Source organism: Variovorax sp. GW823-FHT04B03, from assembly GCF_058796495.1.
The window spans coordinates 234263-254382 of record NZ_JBXAIT010000006.1 but is presented as its reverse complement, the minus strand read 5'-3'; the positions used below and the strand labels follow the sequence as shown (position 1 = coordinate 254382).

General features: G+C 69.2%; 15 protein-coding genes and 1 tRNA gene. 5 read left to right on the top strand and 11 right to left on the bottom strand.

Annotated elements, in window-relative coordinates; all coding sequences use genetic code 11:
• The first annotated feature begins 43 nt into the window (after window positions 1-43).
• The 3 genes from AC1RAD_RS25130 to AC1RAD_RS25120 all read left to right on the top strand — a co-directional run bounded on the left by AC1RAD_RS25130 (window position 44) and on the right by AC1RAD_RS25120 (window position 6214).
• Window positions 44-1975: an autotransporter assembly complex protein TamA gene (locus tag AC1RAD_RS25130; RefSeq protein WP_492737818.1), complete on the top strand. Its 1932-nt coding sequence runs from the start codon at window positions 44-46 to the stop codon at window positions 1973-1975.
• An 8-nt stretch (window positions 1976-1983) separates the two neighbouring features.
• A complete protein-coding gene (locus tag AC1RAD_RS25125) occupies window positions 1984-6078 on the top strand; it encodes a translocation/assembly module TamB domain-containing protein (RefSeq protein WP_492737816.1) in 4095 nt (1364 codons plus the stop codon).
• Between the two features lie 61 nt (window positions 6079-6139).
• Window positions 6140-6214, top strand: a tRNA-Arg gene (locus tag AC1RAD_RS25120).
• Between the two features lie 135 nt (window positions 6215-6349).
• Here AC1RAD_RS25120 and AC1RAD_RS25115 read toward each other — a convergent pair.
• Entirely contained in the window at window positions 6350-7243 is an 894-nt protein-coding gene (locus AC1RAD_RS25115; RefSeq protein WP_492737815.1) for an alpha/beta fold hydrolase, read from the bottom strand.
• Window positions 7244-7354: 111 nt separating this feature from the next.
• Here AC1RAD_RS25115 and AC1RAD_RS25110 point away from each other — a divergent pair, with 111 nt between their 5' ends.
• Both AC1RAD_RS25110 and AC1RAD_RS25105 read left to right on the top strand, forming a co-directional pair.
• Window positions 7355-8239, top strand: a complete 885-nt coding sequence (locus tag AC1RAD_RS25110; RefSeq protein ID WP_492737813.1) for a LysR family transcriptional regulator — start codon at window positions 7355-7357, stop codon at window positions 8237-8239.
• Between the two features lie 320 nt (window positions 8240-8559).
• Window positions 8560-8961: a hypothetical protein gene (locus tag AC1RAD_RS25105; RefSeq protein WP_206167807.1), complete on the top strand. Its 402-nt coding sequence runs from the start codon at window positions 8560-8562 to the stop codon at window positions 8959-8961.
• Here the strand turns inward: AC1RAD_RS25105 and AC1RAD_RS25100 are convergent.
• The 10 genes from AC1RAD_RS25100 to AC1RAD_RS25055 all read right to left on the bottom strand — a co-directional run bounded on the left by AC1RAD_RS25100 (window position 8924) and on the right by AC1RAD_RS25055 (window position 20069).
• Window positions 8924-9643 (bottom strand): EthD domain-containing protein, encoded by a 720-nt coding sequence (locus tag AC1RAD_RS25100; RefSeq protein ID WP_492737812.1) that lies wholly within the window; start codon window positions 9641-9643, stop codon window positions 8924-8926. The two genes, AC1RAD_RS25105 and AC1RAD_RS25100, sit on opposite strands and share 38 nt — an antisense overlap.
• A complete protein-coding gene (locus AC1RAD_RS25095; RefSeq protein WP_492737811.1) occupies window positions 9640-10824 on the bottom strand; it encodes an NADH:flavin oxidoreductase/NADH oxidase in 1185 nt (394 codons plus the stop codon). The genes AC1RAD_RS25100 and AC1RAD_RS25095 overlap by 4 nt, the downstream gene beginning before the upstream one ends.
• Before the next feature lie 9 nt (window positions 10825-10833).
• Window positions 10834-11757, bottom strand: coding sequence for a DMT family transporter (locus tag AC1RAD_RS25090; protein WP_492737810.1), 924 nt, complete (start codon window positions 11755-11757; stop codon window positions 10834-10836).
• 1 nt (window position 11758) lies between these two features.
• Window positions 11759-12727: an MBL fold metallo-hydrolase gene (locus AC1RAD_RS25085; RefSeq protein WP_307637995.1), complete on the bottom strand. Its 969-nt coding sequence runs from the start codon at window positions 12725-12727 to the stop codon at window positions 11759-11761.
• 28 nt (window positions 12728-12755) lie between these two features.
• Entirely contained in the window at window positions 12756-13466 is a 711-nt protein-coding gene (locus tag AC1RAD_RS25080) for an ABC transporter ATP-binding protein (RefSeq protein WP_159272909.1), read from the bottom strand.
• 20 nt (window positions 13467-13486) lie between these two features.
• Window positions 13487-15268, bottom strand: coding sequence for a branched-chain amino acid ABC transporter ATP-binding protein/permease (locus AC1RAD_RS25075; RefSeq protein WP_492680158.1), 1782 nt, complete (start codon window positions 15266-15268; stop codon window positions 13487-13489).
• A complete protein-coding gene (locus tag AC1RAD_RS25070; protein WP_062469725.1) occupies window positions 15265-16188 on the bottom strand; it encodes a branched-chain amino acid ABC transporter permease in 924 nt (307 codons plus the stop codon). Before AC1RAD_RS25070 ends, AC1RAD_RS25075 begins: the two co-directional genes overlap by 4 nt.
• 55 nt (window positions 16189-16243) lie before the next feature.
• Entirely contained in the window at window positions 16244-17443 is a 1200-nt protein-coding gene (locus AC1RAD_RS25065; protein ID WP_062469728.1) for an ABC transporter substrate-binding protein, read from the bottom strand.
• Between the two features lie 61 nt (window positions 17444-17504).
• Complete coding sequence (locus AC1RAD_RS25060; RefSeq protein ID WP_062469731.1) at window positions 17505-18281, bottom strand: SDR family NAD(P)-dependent oxidoreductase; 777 nt, start codon at window positions 18279-18281, stop codon at window positions 17505-17507.
• Window positions 18282-18314: 33 nt separating this feature from the next.
• A complete protein-coding gene (locus tag AC1RAD_RS25055; protein ID WP_492737808.1) occupies window positions 18315-20069 on the bottom strand; it encodes an FAD-dependent oxidoreductase in 1755 nt (584 codons plus the stop codon).
• Window positions 20070-20120 lie beyond the last annotated feature (51 nt).

The following is a 20120-nucleotide window of genomic DNA, read 5'->3' as shown; positions in this document are numbered from 1 at the left end:
AAGTGGGGGGCAGCCGCCACACGGGTGCTGTCAGAATGCCCCCATGGTCAGGGTGGCATCCGTTCTTTCGCCGGCGTTGTGGCCGGCTTTGCTTTTTTCCGGCGTCCTGCTTTTGCAAGGCTGCAGCCTGCTGCCTAAAAAAGAGGCGGCGGACACGGGTGCGTCCACCGCGGGCGTGGTGCGCAGCGGCGACAGCAACGGAGACACCGCCAAGGACGACGACAAGGCCAAGGCCGACGGCCGGCGCAACGCCTTCACGGTCGACGTGCGCGGCCCCGAGACCGAGCGCGACTACCTGGCGCGCCACCTCGAAATCCAGCGCTACCGCGAGCTCGACGACCTGGGCGTGACCGAGGTCTCGCGCCTCATGGTCGCGGCCGAGGCCAATGCGCGCGAACTGCTGGGCACGCTGGGCTACTTCACGCCCACGCTCACGCTCGAACTCAACGAAACACCCGACAGCACCGAGGCCCCGCGCGAGGTCGTCATCACCGTGGCGCCCGGCGAGCGCACCAAAGTGTCGACCGTGCAGATCCGCTACGCCGGCCAGATCGCCAACGACCCCAGCGCCGAAGCGCAGCGCGACGCCATCCGCACCGGCTGGGCGCTGCGCGCCGGCGAGCCCTTCACGCAAGGGGCATGGGACGACGCCAAGACCACCGCGCTGCGCAGCCTCACGGCCAAGCGCTTTCCCACCGGCAGCGTGGAGATCAGCCGCGCCGAGATCGACGCCGACCGCCACGAGGCCCGACTCGGCGTGACCTACCAGTCGGGCCCGGCCTACAAGTTCGGCCCGCTGGTGCTGCGCGGCGTGGAGCGCTACGACGCCGACGCCGCGCGCCGCATCGCGCGCCTGCCCACCGGCACCGACTACGACCAGCAGAAGCTGCTCGACGCCCAGCAGCGCCTGGCCAGCAGCGGCTACTACGACTCGGTGTTCCTCACGCTCGACACCGACAGCCACACCCCGCTGGCCGCGCCCGTGATCGCGCAGCTGCGCGAGGCGCCGCTGCAGAAAGTGGTGATGGGCGTGGGCTTCACCACCGACAACGGCCCGCGCCTGTCGATCGACCACACCCACAACCGCATGCCGCTGCTCGGCTGGCGCGCGGTGTCGCGGCTCTCGCTGGACAACGACATCCAGTCGCTGGGCACCGAGTGGAACGCCGTGCCCGACGACCGCGGCTGGCGCTGGTTCGCCGGCGGCGAACTCAAGAGCGAGCAGTCGGGCAGCTACGTGGTCGACAGCGGCCGCCTGCGCGGCGGGCGCAACAAGTCCAGCGACCACATCGATCGCAGCTACTTCCTGCAGTACGACTACGCCCACAACCGCGGCACCGACGCGCCGCCCTCGGCCTCGGCCGTCACCGCCAACTGGGGCTGGACCGGGCGCTACTTCGACGACAACTCGGCGCCCTCGCGCGGCTACGGCCTGGCGCTCGAGGTGGCCGCGGGCTACACGCTCACCGGCCAGCAGGTGCCCTTCACGCGCACCTACGCGCGCTGGCTCGGCGTGCTGCCGCTGGGCGCGGCCGAGGACAAGAACGCCCGCGCGCGCCGCAGCCGGCTGCAGATGCGCCTGGAGGCCGGCGCCGTCGCGGCCAAGGACAGCGCGCAGATCCCGTCCACGCTGATGTTCCTCACCGGCGGCGACACCACCGTGCGCGGCTACAGCTACAAGCAGATCGGCACCGTGCGCGCCGACGGCAAGACTGTGTCGGGCCGCTACCTCGGCGTGGCCAGCCTCGAATGGCAGCGCCCCTTCGTCTACAAGGACAAGCTCACCGAATGGGAGAGCGTGGTGTTCGTGGATGCCGGTGCCGTGGCCGACAAGCCCGGCGAGCTCAAGCCCAAGGTCGGCGTGGGCGTCGGCGCGCGCTGGCGCAGCCCGGTCGGCCCGGTGCAGGCCGACCTGGCCTACGGCGTCGACTCGAAGAAATTCCGCCTGCACTTCCGTCTCGGCTTCACCTTCTGACCCGCTTCATGCCGTCCACGCCCACCACAGCCACGCCCCGTCCCCGCTCGCGCACCCGCCGCGTGCTGCGCGCGCTGGGCTGGACGCTGACGGGCCTGTTGCTCGTCGTGCTGCTACTCGCCGCAGGCACGTGGTGGTGGCTCGGCTCGAACAAATCATTGGCCTTCGCGCTCGCCCAGGCCGCACAGCGCCTGCCCGCGGGCCAGACGCTCGAGAGCCGCGACGTCACCGGCTCGCTGCGCACCGGCGGGCGCATCGGCTGGCTCAAGTGGCAAAGCGAGAGCCTCGCGGTCGAGGTGAACGACGCCACGCTCGGCTGGCAGCTTGCCCCGCTGTTCCAGCGCAAGGTGCAGCTCGGCGAGATCCACGCGGCGAGCCTGTCGATCGAGCGCCGCGGCCCGCCCAGCGACGCGCCGACCGAGCCGCTCACGCAGGTCGCGCTGCCCGTCGAAGTGGCCGAGGTGCCCTTCCGCATCGACGAGGTGCGCTGGGCCGGACCGCCCGCGCTGGAAGCCAAAGGCCTCGCGGGCCGCTACAGCTACCTCGGCGCGCAGCACGCGCTGAACATCGAAGGCGTCGACATCGCCGACGGCCACTACAGCGCCCGCCTGCGGCTGCAGGGCCCTGCGCCGATGGCGCTCGACGCGACGCTCGACGGCCGCGTGAAAGCCCCGCTCGCCGAAGACCGCCACATCGAGGTGCAGGCCAAGGCCTCGGTGAAGGGCACGCTGGCCGGCCCCGAGGCGCGCCTGCAGGTGGCCGCCGACCTGCAGCCCACCGAACCCGACGCCGAAGCGCCGATGGAAGCCAAGCTGCGCGCGCAGATCGCACCCTGGCTGCCGCAGCCCGTGGTCGACGCCAAGGCCGACCTGCGCAACGTCGACGCCGCCAGCCTCTGGCCCGGCGCGCCCCGGACCCGGCTCACCGGCACCGTCGAACTCGCGCCCGATGCCGCCACCGGCCCCGCCGCGTGGAAGGCCTCGGCCGACATCCGCAACGCCGTCGCCGGCCCGTGGGACGAACAGAAACTGCCAGTCGAGCAGGTCCAGGCCCAGGTCGGCTTCGACGGCACGACCTGGACCGTGCCCGAAGCCACCGTGCGCGCGGGCGGCGGCCGCATCGACGCCGAAGGCAGCTGGAGCCCCGCGCCCTCGCCCTGGCAGGTGCGCGCCACCGTGCGCGGCGTGCGGCCCGGCGCGCTGTACAGCGAGCTGTCGGGTGCGCCCGTCGGCGGGCAGATCAGCGCACGGCAGGCCGAAGATTCCGACACCCTCGTCTTCGATGTGGCCCTTCGCGCCGAAGGCAACGGCGGCGCCGGCAGCAAGGCGCTGCCCGGCTTCGGCCTGGACCGCGCGCTGGCGCAGGGCCAATGGAAAGATCAGGTGCTCGACCTGCGCACGCTGCGCGTCGAAGCGATGCGCGCCAGCATCGACGGCAAGCTGCAGGTGCGCGTGGCCGAGCAGGCCGCCAACGGCAAGCTCGCCCTCTCGCTGCCGGGCGGCAGCGCGCAACTCGACGGCCGCATCGCGCCCACCACCGGCGGCGGCGACCTCCAGGCACGCATCGACGACGCCGAAGCCATGCAGCGCTGGGTGCAAGGCCTGCCGGGCCTGTCAGCTGTGTTCGCGAACGCCAGTGCCAAGGGCAGCGCCCGGCTCGACGCCAGCTGGCAAGGCGGCTGGCAGACCGTGCAGCGCCGCATCGAGAACCCCGGCGCTGCCGCGCGCGGCAACGCCGAGCCCAGCCTCAAGGCCGCGCTCGCCGTGCCGCGCCTCGATCTGACCCTGCCCGCTGCCCAGCCCGGCGGCGCGGCCACCAATGTGCAATTGCGCGCACTGCAAGCCGACCTCGCCGGCAGCATCGCCCAGGCCACGCTGACGCTCAAGGGCGAAGCCACCACCGGCACGCAGAAGCTGGCGCTCGACACCCGCGCCAGCGGCGGCCTCGCCAGTGCCAACCAGTGGCGCGCCACCCTCGCCAGCCTGCGGCTTCAAGCGCAGGACACCGCCACCGCGCGCCCCGGCCAGGGCCCCTGGGTGCTGGAACTGGGCCGCGAAGTCACGGCCACCGTGCGCGCCGCCGACAACCGCCTCGACGTCGAAGCCTCCGCCGCCGACGCCACCCTGCGCGGCCCGCTGCCCGGCACCGTGCGCATCGACTGGCAGCCGCTGCGCTTCAACCAGAGTGGCGCCGCGCCCAACCGCGTGTTCCGCCTGCAGTCCAAGGGCCAGATGCAGGGCCTGCCGATGGCCTGGGCCGGCGTGTTCGGTGCCAACGCCACGCTGAGCGAACTCGGCATCAGCGGCGACCTGCTGTTCAACGGCGACTGGGACATCGACGCCGGCGACACCCTGCGCGCCAAGGCCCGGCTCGCGCGCCAGAGCGGCGACATCCGCGTGCAGGCCGGCGAGGCCGCACTCGTCACCCGCATCACCAGCACCGGAACCGGCACCGCGAGCGAACGCACCATGAGCTCGGCCAGCGGCAAGAACGAGGTCAACGGCGTCGACGTCACCGCCACCCCGGCCGGCCTGCGCCGCGCCGAACTGCAGCTCGACGCGCAAGGCGACGCCGTGCGCGCCACCCTGGCCTGGGACAGCGAACGCGCCGGCTGCCTCGACGCCGAACTCGGCACCCGCATGCAGCAGCGCAGCGGCGGCTGGCAATGGGCCCCCGACGCGCCCCTGAACGGCACGCTGCGCGCCGCGCTGCCCAACCTGGGCGTGTGGTCCATGCTCGCGCCGCCCGGCTGGCGCATCGCCGGCACGCTCGACGCCAACGCCACCCTGTCGGGCAGCCGCACCGCGCCGCGCTGGAACGGCACGCTCGGCGCCGACCAGCTCGCGCTGCGCGCCCCGGTCGAAGGCCTCGACCTGCGCGACGGCCGACTGCGCGCCTCGCTCACCGGCGACCGCCTGGAAATTACCGAGTTCACGCTCAAGGGCGGCGCCGGCAGCAACGCGCGCATCGGCGGCCAGAGCGGCAACCGCAGCACCGCCGCCAGCGAAGCGCGCACCGACGGCGGCTCGCTCACCGCGCGCGGCGACCTCAGCTGGGGCAGCAACAACAGCACGACCAGCACCGGCATCCGCATGGCCCTGCAGGCCGAGCTGCGCGCCCTGCGCGTGCTGGTGCGCACCGACCGCCAGGTGTCGCTGTCGGGCAACCTGCAGGCGCGGCTGGACGACGGCCAGTTCAACGTGCGCGGCAAGCTCAAGACCGACCGCGCCGTCATCATCCTGCCCGACGAGACCGCGCCCAGCCTGGGCAGCGACGTCGTCGTGCGCTCGGCCGCCAAGGACAAGGCCGCCGCCGAGGCCGCGCAGCGCGAGTCCGCCAAGGCCGACGCCCAGGCGGCCAAGGCCGCCAAGCCCCAGACCGCCAAGCCGCCCGACATCGTCGTCACCTTCGACCTCGGCGACGACTTCGCCGTGCAGGGCCGCGGCATCACCACGCGGCTCGAGGGCGAACTCGAGATCCGCAGCACCCGCCTGGACGCCCCGCCGCGCATCACCGGCGAAGTGAAGACCGTCAAGGGCCAGTACCGCGCCTACGGCCAGCAGCTCGACGTCGAGACCGGCATCGCGCGCTTCAACGGCCCCTTCGACAACCCCGCGCTCGACATCCTGGCCATCCGCCCGAACATCGCGCAGCGCGCCGGCGTGCAGATCACCGGCTCCGCGCAGTCGCCCCGCGTGAAGCTCTATGCGGAGCCCGCGCTGTCCGACGCCGAAACGCTGTCATGGGTCATCCTGGGCCGCGCCTCGGCCACCAGCGGCGGCGAGTCGGCCCTCTTGCAGCAGGCCGCCCTGTCGCTGCTCGGCAAGATCGGCGGCACCACCACCGGCGGCAGCCTGGCCAGCCGCTTCGGCCTGGACGAACTCGGCTTCAAGGGCCCCGGCAACGGCGGCGACCTGCGCGAGTCGGCCGTCACGCTGGGCAAGCGGTTGTCCAAAGACTTCTACATCACCTACGAACGCAGCCTGGGCGGCACCTTCGGCACCCTCTTCATCTTCTACGACCTGACCAAGCGCCTCACGCTGCGGGGTCAGGCGGGGCAGACGAGCGGGGTGGACCTGATCTATACGGTGAAGTACGACTGAGGGCCGGGACACCCCAAGCTGGTAAAGTGCGGGCCGCGCTGCAGCAGCAGCGGCGCACACCGTCTTCGTAGTTCAATGGATAGAACGGGGTCCTCCTAAGACTCAGATACAGGTTCGATTCCTGTCGAAGGCACCAAGGGCCCCGGTTCACGGCGTCTCACCCGCCAGCGTGCCATTGGCGAGCAGCACACGACAGGCCGTACCTTCTCCTCCTTGAGCGCCGCCGCGGGCTAGCGGAGCTCGACTTGAACTTCTTCGAGCGTCTGCCTGATCACGCCGACTTACCGCAGAAGCCCAGAATTGCGGCGGCAACATCCGCAGCAGCTTCGCGTTGGGGAAAGTGTCCCACCCCCGGGAGCACGATGCGCTCATAGCGCCCCTGGAAGAACCTCTCCTTGCCAACGGATGTGTCCGGGTGATTGCATCTATCGGCTCCGCCATGCAGCACCAACGTCGGCAGCGAGAGCAAGGGCGCCGGATTCAGCACCTGCTGATCAGCTAGATAGGCTGGGGCACCGTCAGCAAAACCCCAACGATGCCGGTAGGAATGCAGAACTACAGCGCTCCAGTCTGGATTCTCGAATGCCGCGACAGCTTCCTCGAACTCCGGGTCGCTATACCAGCCCTCTGGAGACCATGTGTCCCACATCAGCCGAGTGAACGCGCGTGCATCTTGCTCGACCGCCTGCTGTCCACGAGGGGTTGCCATGAACCAGTGATACCAATAGTTCTGCGCCTGCGTGTAGCTGATCGTTTGCTTCGGATCGTTGGTGCCGTAGCCAACGGAAAGCAGCACCATCTCCGATGCGGCGTCAGCGCGCAGACCGCAGGCATTGGCCACGGCGCGTGCGCCCCAATCGTGGCCCACGAGTACAGGACGATCGACGCCGAGCGCGTCAATAAAGTCCAACAGATCTCGACCAAGTGCCGCAAGCTCGCCGCTGCGCTGCGTCTCCGGATCCAGGAAGCGCGTTGGACCGAATCCGCGTAGAGCGGGACAGAGAACGCGAAAGCCTTTATCGGCGAGCCGTTTGGCCACGATGGACCAAGTCTCTGGACAGTCGGGCCATCCGTGCACAAGCACGGCGGTTCGACTGCCAGCAGGGTTCCACTCTAAAAACCCGATTTCCAGCGTTGGCGTTCTAACCAGTGAGTATCTGTTCATCTTGCGTGTCCTGTGGGGTGGCGAAGCCCAAGGCTAGTTCCTCCTGACTTTCTGATTTGCAAATAATCATCTGGTATTGATCAAGATTTGCGATGAATCTAAAGTGCCGCAATGAACAACACTGCGCCCGTTTTCGACATCACGCTGCTCCGAACCTTCCTCGAGGTTGTCGACTGCGGCGGGTTTGGGTTGGCGGCCGAACAGCTGTCCTTGACACCCTCCGCCGTTAGTGGACACATCAAGCGTCTGGAGGTCTCGGCGTCAAGCTTGCTCCTCAAGCGCACCACCCGCAGCCTTCAGCTCACTCCTTCGGGGCATCTTCTCCATGCCTATGCTCGAAGCATCGTAGGTTTGGAGCGTGAAGTCCGAGCGAGGTTGAGCAGCCCCGCGGCTGGGAGGTTGAGGGTCGGGGCCAGCGAGGACTTCGCAGGCACCTGGCTAGCGGACGTGCTCCAGACCTACAAGCGTTGGAATCCCGGTTCATCGATCGAGCTGAAGGTCGGCATTACTTCGGACCTTGTGAAGTTGCTCAATCGAGGACGCCTCGACGTTGTATTCGGCAAGCAATGTGCCGACATCGGGGAGACGGGTAGCTTGCTGTGGGAAGAGGAACTCGTTTGGGCGTACTCATCGGATGAAGTGTTCGACTCCGAGCTCGACCTGGTGCTGGCCATGTTTCCCGAACCATGTGTGTATCGCGATGCCGCGATCACTGCCCTTACCAAGGCGGGGAAGACCTGGAGCGTGGGGTTTGAAAGCAGCAGCATGGCTGGGTGCCTCTCTGCCGCAAAGGCGGGATTCGCGGTGACGCCCGTTGCACTCAGCCAACTCCAAGACGGCCTACGCGCGTTGGGCGGTCCAGACGGTCTTCCCGCGCTCCCGCAAGTCCAGTTCTACGCCTTCACAAGGGCTGCGTCATCGGTTGCCGATGACCTGATCGCCTCGGTCACCTCGACCGGCAAGCGCCACCGCTTCTCTTCGTCTTTTCGACGGTAACGAGTGAGTCAGAGTTCGTCGGTGCTCCTGCGGAGGTAGCGTCAGGAAGCTTCCAGCCCGGCTTTCCTACGCGGTCGGCAACGCAGTGGCGGCGATGGCGAATGCGTACGAGCGAATGGCTCTGGGTGACATGGTCCGGTGTTCCCTGGTCTTGTGGTGGTGCCGCGCGATGCCAAGGCAGCAGCGCACTGCGTACGCCCCGCCCCGCGCAGGAAAAAGGCGCCCCTCTACGCCCCAACGGCGCGCCGGACTACTTTTGGATGCACCGTGTAACGGCATGCTGTCCTTCGTAGCAAGAGACAAGCAACAGGGGGCAAGCGATGAACAAGACCGAGGCCTTGGCGGCCATGGTGGAAGTGGCACGGATCGGGCGCGGCATGACGCCTGCCGATGCACTCACGCAGCTGGGCGAGCTGATCGCGCAGGAGTCGCCGGACGATCCGGCGCATGACGTGAAGGTCGAGAAGCTGCTGCGCCTCGGCGCCTGCATCTGGTCGCTGCGGCGCGGGGTGTTCCTGCCCGAGCCGCCCGGGCGCAGCGACGAAGCGGAGGCTGCGCCGGTGCCACGACCCCGCGAGATCGCACCCATCGGCACGGTGCCCGCGCGCGCATCGCACCCTGTCTCGCACCACCCGGTGATCCCGGCCCTGAGCACCTCGGTGCACTACGGGCTCGCGTCGGCCTTCACACCACCCGAAACTCCTCCACCACAAAGGCCGTGATCTCCGCCAGGAAGGTCTTGGCGTGCGCCATCGTGCGCTGGCCTTCGGGCGAGGCGAACGCGGCGTTCAGCGTGTCGGGGTTCTCGAACCACAGCTCGACGATGCCGTCGATCGGCAACTCGGCGTAGCCGCAGGGCGTGCCCTTCTCGAACTCGCGCGCAACCACCACGTTCTGGCGGTAGCCGGCCACGCCGGGCATGCGGCGCACGTGGTCGGCGTGCACCTTCCATTCGCGGCGGAAGTCTTCTTCCGACTGCGCGACCGGGCGTCGCAGGGTCGAGATGCGCTTGAGCATCGCCGGCCCCGCCGACGATGCGGGCGACGGCGGCGCGATGACCTCGGTCTGCTCGACCGTCACGATGTGCAGCCCGCCCAGGAAGTGGCGCTCGTCGGCGCGAATCTCCGCCGCCAGCTCGCCGGTGTTGAAGGCCGCGTCGGCCTGCGCCGCCGCATCGAACTGCAGCTGCGAGAAACCATCGAAGTCCCACGGTCCGCGTGCGAAGTCGATGCCGCGCTGCAAGCGGTCGGTCACGCGGTTCTGGCGGTAGGCGCGCAGCGTGGGCAGCCGCGCGACGAGCGGGCCGTGGCGTTCGCGCCAGTGGCGGCTGAAGGCCTCGTCGGTCCAGCCGGGCTGCTTGCGGATCAGGCCCATGCGCAGGGTCGTCGTCGTGGGTTCGGTCATCGGTCGGTCTCCTTGTGGGGTTGCGCGGTCTGCGCTTCGGCGCGCGCACGCGCCAGGCCGGGCGCACGCTTGGCGAGCCACACGCCGTGGCGCACGGGCCAGCGCTGGTACTGCGGATCGGCGCCGAGCGCGGCGGCCGCGTGGTGCGGCCAGTAAGGGTCGAACAGGGCTTCGCGGCCGAGCGCGACGAGGTCGGCCTGCCCTGCGGCGAGCACGGCCTCGGCCTGTTGCGCGTCGACGATCATCCCGACGGCCTGCGTGACCACGCCGGCCTCGCGCCGGATGCGTTCAGAGAAGGGCACCTGGAAGCCCAGGCCGCGCGGCACGGGCAGCGCGCGCGTCTCTTCGGTGAGGCCGCCGGACGAGCAATCGATCACGTCGACGCCGCAGCGCTTCAGCTCGCGCGCAAGCACCACCGAGTCGTCGAGACTCCAGCCGTCGAGCGTGCCGTCCACGGCCGAGAGGCGGCAGAACAGCGGCTTGCCGGTGGGCCATGCGGCGCGCACGCGCTGCGCGATCTCCAGTGCGAGCGACATGCGGTTCTCGCGGCTGCCGCCGAGCGCGTCGTCGCGGTGGTTGGCGTTGGGCGACAGGAAGCTCGCCACCAGGTAGCCGTGGCCGAAGTGCAGCTCGACCACGTCGAAGCCGGCCTGGTCGGCGCGCACGGTCGCATCGACAAAGCGTTGCACGACCTCGGCCATGTCCGCCGCATCGAGTGCGCGCGGGGCCGACCAGCCGGGGCCGGCCGCGAGCGCGCTGGGGCCCAGGCGCTCCCAGGGCTCTTCATCGGCCGCCATGCGCGCCGGGTCGATGGCCGCCCCGCCCTCCCACAGCGGCTCGCTGCCGGCCTTGCGGCCCGCGTGCGCGAGCTGCACGCCGATGGCGCTGCCTTGCGCGTGGACGAAGTCGACCACGGCCTTCAGCGGCGCGATCTGGCTGTCGTTCCACAGGCCGAGGTCGGCGGTGCCGATGCGCCCGCGCGGATCGACGGCGGTGCTCTCGGTGAGGATCAGGCCCGCGCCGCCGAGCGCGAACTTGCCCAGGTGCACCAGGTGCCACGGCGTGGCATGGCCGCGCTCGGCGGCGTGCTGGCACATGGGCGAGATGACGATGCGGTTGGCCAGCGTGAGCTCGCGCAGCTGCAAGGGCTGGAACAGCAGGGGAAGAGAAGAGTCAGGCATGTGAAGGAATCAAGGGGCCGGCGCAGCCACGGGCCGCGTGCCGAGCCAGGTGCCGCTCATCACCGCGGCAAAGCCGAACAGGTGCCACCAGGTGAGCACCTCGCCCAGCAGCAGCGCCGCGAACAGCACGCCGAACACCGGCACCCAGTAGAGAAAGACGGCCGTGCGCGCCACGCCGATGACGGAGATCGCACGGTTCCAGATGAGGTTGCCCGCGGCGGTGGCCGCGATGCCCGAGAACAGCACCAGTGCCCACGGCCACAGGCCGGGAAAGAGCTGCGCCGTGCCGAGCCGCGACGGCCCGAGCAGGGTGTGCATCACGAGCATGAACGTGCCGATGAGGTAGATGACCCAGCTGATCGACAGCGGATCGATCTGCCGCGCCAGCCGCTGCACGCCCACGCCGCCGACCGCGAAGCTCACCACCGACAGCGCGAGCATCAGGTCGCCGATGCCGGCGCTCGACAGCCCCGCGCCCGGGTGGCTCAGCACCACCGCAGCCACGCCCGCGAAGCCCAGCGCCACGCCCACCATGCGGCGCGCCGTGAAGCGCTCGCCGAAGACCAGCGCGGCCATCAGCGCCGACACCAGCGGGCTCAGCGCCATGATGAGCGCGCCGTTGGTGGCGGTGGAACGCAGCAGTCCCTGCGCGAACAGGATCTGGTTGCCGTAGACCATGAGGAAGGCGCAGCCCGCCGTCACCGCGAGCTGCCGCACCGTGAGCTTGGGCACGCCGCCGCGTCGCCACAGCACGATGGCACTCAGCGCGCAGCACGCCACGCCCATGCGCAGTGCTGCGAGCGGCAGCGTCTCGAAGGACGCGGTGAGCGCCTTCACGGCCGAGACGTTCACGCCCCACACCAGCATCGCGAGCAGCATCCAGCCCTGCACGGACGCAGGCGTGGCGCCGTGCGAGGGCGCGGGTTGGTTCACCTCAGCTCTCGAGCGCGTTCCACATTTCGATGTCGCGCTCCGCGGTCCAGATGCGCGGGTGCACATGGCCGGTGGCCTCGTCGTAGGCACGGGTCACGTCGAAGGGCATGCAGTGGTCGAAGATCACCCAGTGGCCGTAGGTCGGGCGCAGCGCGGCCACGGTTTCCTTGTAGATCACGTTGAGCGACTTGCCCTCGGCCACGCCGTTGTTCACCAGCGTGTAGACGTCGGAGATGAAGGCGCGCGTGGAGGCAATCGCCTTGCGCACGTCGGCGGCGTTTTCCAGCGCGGCGCCGCGGCCGGGCACCAGCTTCTCGAAGCCGAAGCCGGCCAGGCGGTCCAGCGTGGCGGGCCAGTCGCGGAAGTAGCAGTCGCCCGCGTAGGCGGTGCTCTGGTATTCGACGAGGTCGCCGGCAAAGCAGATCTTCTGGTCTTCGAGGTAGGCGATGGTGTCGCCCTTGGTGTGGCCGCGGCCGACCTGCGCGATCTTCACTTCGAGCTTCTTGCCCAGCCACACGCTCATCGTGCCGTCGAAGGTCATGGTGGGCCAGGTGAGGCCAGCGGGCACCGACTCGACGTTGCGGAACAGGCGCGGGAAGCGGCCGATCTCGCTGGCCTTGTCCTGCTCGCCGCGCTCGACGATCAGGTCGTAGGTGTCGCGGCTGGCCAGGATCTGCTCGGCGCCTTCCTTGAAGTACGCCGACGCGCCCAGCACGCGCACCGCGTGGTAGTGGCTCAGCAGCACGTACTTGATGGGCAGCGGCGTGACTTCCCGGATGCGGCGAATCACGTCCTGCGCCATCGCGGGCGTGGCCTGGGTGTCGACCACCATCACGGCCTCGTCGCCGATGAAGACGCCGGTGTTGGGGTCGCCCTCGGCGGTGTAGGCATAGGCGTTCTCCGAGAGGCGGGTGAACGAGACCTTCTTTTCTTCGAGGTCGGCCTGGCTGGCGAATTTCTTGGTGGTCATGAGTGGTCCTTTGATGTGAGCGATGAATTCAATGCGTACCGAGGTACGCGGACTTCACCTTGGGGTTGTCGAGCAGCTCGCGGCCGGAGCCTTCGAGCGTGATGCAGCCGGTTTCGAGCACGTAGGCGCGGTCGGCCACGCCCAGCGCCTGCTTGGCCATCTGTTCCACCAGCAGGATCGTGAGACCCGAGCTGCGCAGCTGGCGGATGGCGTCGAAGATGTCCTTGATGATGAGCGGCGCCAGGCCCAGCGAGGGCTCGTCGAGCAGCAGCAGGCGCGGCTCGCTCATGAGCGCGCGAGCGATCGCGAGCATCTGCTGCTCGCCGCCCGACAGCGTGCCGGACAGTTGATGCTCGCGTTCTTTCAAGCGCGGGAAGCGCGCGAACTCGCGCTCGATGGCGCGCTCCACGAAGGCCTTGTCGTTGCGGCGCGAGTAGGCGCCCAGCATCAGGTTCTCGCGCACGGTCTGGTCGGGGAACACGCCGCGCCCCTCGGGCGACAGCGCCACGCCCAGGCCCACGCGCTGGTGCGCGGGCACGTGCGTGCAGTCCTTGCCGTCGATGAGCACGCGGCCTTCGGCCACGGGCTCCAGCCCGACGATGCTCTTGAGCAGCGTGCTCTTGCCGGCGCCGTTGGCGCCGATGATGGTGACGACCTCGCCCGCGCGCACTTCCAGGCTCACGCCCTTGACGGCCTCGATGGCGCCGTACGAGACCTTCACCGATTCGATTTTCAACATGATGGTTTCGGTCCTTTGGCTCAGGCGGGCACGGCGGCCATGTCTTCTTCGTCGTCCACGCCCAGGTAGGCCTCGACCACGCGCGGGTTCGACTGCACCTCGGCGGGCTTGCCTTCGGCGATCTTCACGCCGTAGTCGAGCACGATCACGTGGTCGGAGATCGACATCACCAGGTCCATGTGGTGCTCCACCATCAGGATGGACACGCCGCACTTGCCGATGCGCACCAGCAGTTCGCCGAGCTCGGCGGTTTCCTGCGGGTTGAGGCCGGCGGCGGGCTCGTCGAGCAGCAGCAGCTGCGGCTCGGTGGCCAGCGCGCGCGCCAGTTCCACACGGCGCTGCAGGCCGTAGGGCAGGCTGCCGGCGGGCCAGTGCGCCAGGTGGCCCAGGCCCACGAGGTCGAGCAGCTGCAGCGCGCGCTCGCGCGTGGCGCGCTCCTGCTTGCCGGCCGTGGGCCAGGCCACGAGCGACGACAGGAAGCCGTTGCTCATGCGGCTGTGCCGGCCGAGCATCACGTTGTCGAGCACCGAGAGGTCGGCGAACAGGCGCAGGTTCTGGAAGGTGCGGCCCATGCCCAGGCAGCAGATGGTGTGCGCCGGCTGGCCCACGATGTTGCGGCCCAGGAAGCGGATCACGCCCGCGTCGGGTTCGACCACGCCGGTGAGCATGTTGATCATGGTGCTCTTGCCGGCGCCGTTCGGGCCGATGAGCGCATGGATGTGGCCGCGCTGCAGGCGGAACGACACGTCCTGCGCCGGCTTCACGCCGCCGTACGACTTGGTCACGCCCTGCACCACCAGCAGCTCGCCTTCGCCGCCGGGACCGATCCGGCCCGGCACGCCGTTTCCGGCCGCCCCTTCGCCGCGGTGGCGCGACTTGAGGAACCACTTGTTGAACAGGCCCACCACGCCGCCCGGCATCACGTACAGCGCGAACAGCAGCAGGAAGCCGTACAGGAAGTGCTGCGCCGAGGGCCAGCGCGCGAGCAGCGCGTCGGTCGCCGTGAGCAGCACCGCGCCCACGATGGGACCGTACATCGAGCCTGCGCCGCCGAACAGCACCAGGAGCAGGATGAAGATCGACAGGTGGAAGGTGATGAAGTCGGAGTTGATGTACTGGTTCTGCTGCGCCACGAGCGCGCCCGCGATGCCGCAGGTGACGGCCGCGACCACGAAGGCCATGACCTTGGCGCGGTACACGCGCACGCCCACCGACGACGAAGCGATCTCGTCCGCCTGCAACGACAGCAGCGCGCGGCCGAAGCGGCCCTGCAGCAGGTTGCGCAGCAGCAGGTGCAGCGCGGCGCTGAGCACGATGCCCAGGATCACCCATTGCACGCTGCTCAGCGGCTGGCCGTTCCAGGTCAGCGGGCGGATGCCGTAGATGCCCTGCGCGCCGCCGAACACGTCGGTCCATTCGCCCACGAGCTTCTCGACCACGATGCCGAAGGCCAGCGTGACCATCGCAAGGTACGGGCCCTTCACGCGCAGCGAAGGCAACGCGATGAGCACGCCGCACACGCCAGAGACAACCGCCGCGATCACCAGCGCGAGCCACGGGCTCAGCTCGGTGCGCGAGGTGATGAGCGCGACCGCGTAGGCACCGGCTGCGAACAGGCCGGCCTGGCCCAGCGATTTCTGTCCTGCATAGCCGACCAGCACGTTCATGCCGGCGGCGCACAGGTAGTAGACGCACATCATGAAGGCGATGCGCAGGTAGTAGTCGTTGCCGGACAGCGAGACCAGGCCGCACAGCACGGCCGCCACCAGCACCACGGCGGCGGGATGGGCGAGGCGCTTCATACCTTCTCCACCGTCGAGCGGCCGAACAGGCCCGTGGGCCGGAACGCCAGCACCAGGATCACGAGCGCGAACACCGCGACCTCGCGCCACTGCGCCTGCCACAGGTTCACCATCGACTCGAGCACGCCGAGCAGGAAGCCGCCGATGACGCAGCCGCGCGGGTTGCTCAGCCCGCCGATCATGGCGCCCGAGAAACCCTTGAGCCCCACGGTCAGCCCCATGAAGAGCGAAGCCTGCGCGATGGGCGCGAGCAGGAAGCCCGACAGCCCCGCCAGCGCCGAGCTGACGACGAAGGCGCCGATCATCATGGCGTTGGTGTTGATGCCCATGAGGCTGGCGACGTTGCCGTTCTGTGCGACGGCGCGCATGGCCTTGCCGATCATGGTGCGGTTCATCACGCGGTCGAAGCCGATCATCACGACCACGGCCACGCCCAGCGTGAGCAGTTCCTGCGGGCGCACGCCCACGCCGAACATGCGGATCACGGTGTCGCCCACGGGCGCGGGCACCACCACGGGCTTCGGGCCCCAGATGGCCAGGCCCACGCTCTGCAAAATCACGCCGAAGCCCAGCGTGCTCATGACCCACGCCATGCCCGGGCGGCCCGCGAACGGGCGCACGCCGAGCACGTAGAGCAGCCAGCCCAACAGGCCCATCACGCCGAGCGCGGCGACCAGCGCGAACAGCTGCGCGCCCGCGCCGGGCACGGCGTCGCCGAAGGTGGTGGAACTGAGCGGCTTGCCCAGCACGAGGAACAGCGCGCTCATGCCGATGAACGCGCCGGCCGAGACGAACTCGCCGTGCGAGAAGTTCAGCGTCTTGGTCGTCGTGAACGTGATGCTGAATCCGAGCGCCACCAGCGCATAGGCACCGCCGACGGCGAGCCCGCTGATGAGCGCCTGCAGGAGCGCTTCAACCATGGTGTGTATCTCCGTTGCGGAACGAGGCCGTGCCCCGTTCCTTTGTCTCAGACGTTTATTGCTTGAAGTCGGCCGGCTTGAGCGCACCGATCAGCGCGTCGCTGTAGGGCAGCAGCTTGCCGTCCTTCCAGCGGATCCAGACCAGGTCCTTGGCCGTCAGGGCTTCGTGGTTGGTCTTGCTGAAAGGCTTCTCGTAGGTCTTGAGCACCCCCTGCACCGGCGTCTTCAGGTCTTCGAGCGCGGCACGCACGGCGGCGCCGTCGGTGCTGTTGGCCTGCTTCATGGCCTGGGCCAGCAGCAGCACCGAGTCGTAGCCGTGCAGCGCGAACGAGAACGAGCCCGGTGCCTTCAGCTTGCTGCCGATGCGGTCGAACAGCTTCTGCTGCACGGGCGTGCGCGTCTCGCTCACGGTGCGCATGAAGATCGGCTTCTCGGCCAGCGCCTTGCCGGCCGCGTCGTAGAAGGTGATGTTGTCGGCCGCCCACGAGGTGAGCGTCAGCGGGAAGTAGTTGATCTTCTCCATGCTGCGCACCAGCTGCGCGATGGGCGTGCCCTGCGCCCACACCACCACGGTGTCGACGTTGGCGGCCTTCATCTTGCTCAGCTGCGAGGTCATGTCGGTGTCGCCGACGCCGAAGCGCTCGGTGGCCGCGATCTTGATGTCCTGCAGCTTGGCGATTTCTTCCATGTCCTTCAGGCCGCCCTGGCCGTAGCCGGTGGTCTCGGCCATCAGGCCCACGACCTTGGAGCCGGCCGTGTTGCGCTTCACGTAGGCCATGAGCGCGGCGACCTGTTCGCGGTCGACCATCGAGACGCGGAACATGTAGTTGTCGGCGCCGGCGCTCATCGGCTTGGTGATGTCGGTGCCCGAGCCCACGTTGCCCAGCACCGGAATCTTCTTCTGGTTGGCGATGTGCTTCCAGGCCATGGCGTTGCCCGAGTTGGTGGGGCCGAACACGGCGACGACCTTCTCGTTGTCGACGAGGTCGCTCATGTTCTGGATCGACTTCGGCGGCGCCGAGACGTCGTCGCGCGTGACCAGCGTGAACTTCCGTCCGAGCGCGCCGCCGGCGGCGTTCAGGTCGGCAATGGCCGCTTCCATGCCCAGCACCGCGGCCTGGCCGCTCTGCGCCGAGGGCGAGGCCGAGAGGTCGCCGTTGTAGCCGAGCTTGATGTCTTGCGCGTAGGCGCCTGCCGAGAACGCAGCGAAGGCCGCGGTCGCGAGCAAGGTCTTGTACAGACGGATCGTTTTCATTCTTTGTCTCCTGAAGGGTTGACGGACGGGGAACGGGAAATCGAAAAGGAAGAGCCGTGGCTCAGACGGCGAGGAAGCCGCCGTCCACCGGCAGCGTGATGCCGGTGACGTAGCGCGACATGTCGCTGGCCAGGAAGATCACCGGGCCCACCAGGTCTTCGGTCTGGCCGACGCGGCCCAGCGGGATGCGCGTCATGAACGACTCGAGGCGCTGCGGGTTCTCGCGCGTGGCGGCGGTCATGGGCGTCTCGATCACACCGGGTGCCAGTGCGTTCACGCGCACGCCGGCCGGCGCGAGCTCCTGCGCCAGCGACTGCGTGAGCATCTTGATGGCGCCCTTCGAGGGCGAGTAGCCCAGGCTCGCGGCCTGCCCCGCGTAGGCGGCGATGGAGGCGATGTTGATGATCGAGCCCTTCGTCTGCTTGAGCACGGGGATGAAGGCCAGCGTGGTGTTGAAGGTGCCATGCACGTTCACGTCGATGGTCTTCTTCCAGTTGGCCGCGGCGTTCGGGCTGCTGGTGGTCTCGCGGATGATGATGCCGGCGTTGTTCACCAGCAGGTCGACGTGGCCGACCTCTTGCGCCACGCGCGCGGCCAGCGCCTGGCAGGCCTCGGGCGCGGTGACGTCGAGCACGAACGACCAGGCCTCGCCGCCTTCGGCGCGCACCAGTTGTGCGGTCTCGGCCACGGTGGCTTCGTTCATGTCGGTGACGACAACGCGCGCGCCCGCCTGGGCCAGGCCGAGTGCAAGCGCGCGGCCGTTGCCCTGGCCGGCGCCGGTGATCAGCGCGAGGCGGCCTTCGAGCAGGCGCGGTGCGACGTGAGGAGGAAAGGGCATGGTCGGCTCCTTGGGTTGAATATCGGAACGGGGTCAGGCGCCGCGCGGCACGGCCACGGCTTCGCGCTGTTCGACGTGCAAGGGCACGGCCACTTCGGCCTGCGCGACCTGCAGGCCCGCGACATAGCCGAAGGTGAGCGCCGGCCCGAGCGTGATGCCCGCGCCGGGGTAGTTACCGCCCATCACGCTGGCCGCGTCGTTGCCGACGGCGTACAGGCCCTTGATCGGCTGGCGGTCGGCGTCGAGCACGCGGGTCTTCTCGTCGGTGACGAGGCCGGCGAAGGTGCCGATGTCGCCGATGACCAGCTTGATCGCGTAGTACGGGCCGTTGTCCAGCGGTGCCACGCAGGGGTTGGGCGTGACGTTGGCGTCGCCCTGGTAGCGGTTGTAGGCCTTGCTGCCCTTGCCGAAGGCGGGGTCGTCGCCGGTGCGCGCGCCCTGGTTGAACTCCTGCACGGTGGCTTCGAGCGCGGCGGGGGCGATGCCGATTTCCTTGGCCAGTTCGCCGATGCTCGCGCCGCGCTTGAGGTAGCCGGTCTTCAGGTGGCGGCCGATGGGCAGCGGTGCGGGCGCGACGCAGCCCAGGCCGTAGTCGCGCAGCGCCTTGTGGTCGCACAGCAGCCAGGCCGTGACCTCGGGCTCGCCCTCGCAGGCCTTGACCATCGCCTGCACGAAGTCGTGGTACGAGTTGCCTTCGTTGGCAAAGCGCTTGCCCTTGGGCGTGACCGCGATCACGCCGGGCTTGGCGCGGTCGATGAAGTGCGGCATGACACCCTTGCTGCCGTCGGGCCGCGTGGTGACCGAGGCCGGCACCCAGGCCGCGGCGTGCGGGATGGTGCCGTCGACGCGGCCGCCCACGGCTTCGGCCAGGCGCAGGCCGTCGCCGGTGTTCGTGGAAGGCGACGGCGAGTAGTGCTCCTTGCCGGTCGGTGCGTGCGGGAACAGCTGCTTGCGGCGCTCCACGTCGTAGGGGAAGCCGCCGCAGGCCAGCACCACGCCACGTTTGGCGGTGATGCGCACCAACTTGCCTTCGTGCTGCACCACGGCGCCCGAGACGCCGTCGTACTCGACCACGAGCTTCTTCACGGGCGACGAGAGCCACACGGGAATGTCCAGATCCATCGCGGCCTTGGCCAGGCGGCCGGCCAGCGCGTTGCCGTTGGTCAGCGTCATGCCGCGGCCGTGGCGCACCACGTCCAGGAAGTGGCGGGTCAGGCGCTTGGTCACGTACCAGAACGAGGTCGGCGACTTGAAGGCCCGCATGAAGTGTTTGATCTCGGGGCCCGAGCCCAACATCATCCCGAACACCGTGAGCTCGGGCAGCGGCGGCGCCAGGTGCTTGATGCGCGCGCCGAGCTCGCGACCGTCGAACGGGCGCGTGACCATCGAACGGCCGCCGGGCTGGCCGCCGGGCGCTTCGGCGTGGTAGTCGGGGAAGACGGCCGGCATGTCGAACTGCACGCAGGTGTTGCGCGTGAAGAAGTCGATGGCCTTGGGGCCCATGTCGAGGAAGGCGCCCACGCGCGCCGCGTCGAAGTGCGTCGTGGTCTCGTGCTTCATGTAGTCGAGCGCCGCGCCGGGCGGCTCATGGATGCCCTGCTCCGTGGCCAGGCGCGTGCCCGGAATCCACAGCCAGCCGCCCGAGCGCGCGGTGGTGCCGCCGAAGCGCGGCTCTTTCTCGACCACCAGCACCTTCAAACCCTGCGACGCCGCCGTGACGGCGGTGGCCATGCCCGACGCGCCGCTGCCGACGACGAGGACATCGCATTCCCACGTGTTCTGTTCCATCTCTGCCTCTGTTCGCTCTCGTGTTGTGTGTACGACTTAAGTTGCGGCGGA

Bases quoted from the DNA above. Each gene is read 5' to 3' on its own strand.
- AC1RAD_RS25130 (WP_492737818.1), top strand. From the start codon at position 44: ATGGTCAGGGTGGCATCCGTTCTTTCGCCGGCGTTGTGGCCGGCTTTG.
- AC1RAD_RS25125 (WP_492737816.1), top strand. From the start codon at position 1,984: ATGCCGTCCACGCCCACCACAGCCACGCCCCGTCCCCGCTCGCGCACC.
- AC1RAD_RS25115 (WP_492737815.1), bottom strand. From the start codon at position 7,243: ATGAACAGATACTCACTGGTTAGAACGCCAACGCTGGAAATCGGGTTT.
- AC1RAD_RS25110 (WP_492737813.1), top strand. From the start codon at position 7,355: ATGAACAACACTGCGCCCGTTTTCGACATCACGCTGCTCCGAACCTTC.
- AC1RAD_RS25105 (WP_206167807.1), top strand. From the start codon at position 8,560: ATGAACAAGACCGAGGCCTTGGCGGCCATGGTGGAAGTGGCACGGATC.
- AC1RAD_RS25100 (WP_492737812.1), bottom strand. From the start codon at position 9,643: ATGACCGAACCCACGACGACGACCCTGCGCATGGGCCTGATCCGCAAG.
- AC1RAD_RS25095 (WP_492737811.1), bottom strand. From the start codon at position 10,824: ATGCCTGACTCTTCTCTTCCCCTGCTGTTCCAGCCCTTGCAGCTGCGC.
- AC1RAD_RS25085 (WP_307637995.1), bottom strand. From the start codon at position 12,727: ATGACCACCAAGAAATTCGCCAGCCAGGCCGACCTCGAAGAAAAGAAG.
- AC1RAD_RS25080 (WP_159272909.1), bottom strand. From the start codon at position 13,466: ATGTTGAAAATCGAATCGGTGAAGGTCTCGTACGGCGCCATCGAGGCC.
- AC1RAD_RS25075 (WP_492680158.1), bottom strand. From the start codon at position 15,268: ATGAAGCGCCTCGCCCATCCCGCCGCCGTGGTGCTGGTGGCGGCCGTG.
- AC1RAD_RS25070 (WP_062469725.1), bottom strand. From the start codon at position 16,188: ATGGTTGAAGCGCTCCTGCAGGCGCTCATCAGCGGGCTCGCCGTCGGC.
- AC1RAD_RS25065 (WP_062469728.1), bottom strand. From the start codon at position 17,443: ATGAAAACGATCCGTCTGTACAAGACCTTGCTCGCGACCGCGGCCTTC.
- AC1RAD_RS25060 (WP_062469731.1), bottom strand. From the start codon at position 18,281: ATGCCCTTTCCTCCTCACGTCGCACCGCGCCTGCTCGAAGGCCGCCTC.
- AC1RAD_RS25055 (WP_492737808.1), bottom strand. From the start codon at position 20,069: ATGGAACAGAACACGTGGGAATGCGATGTCCTCGTCGTCGGCAGCGGC.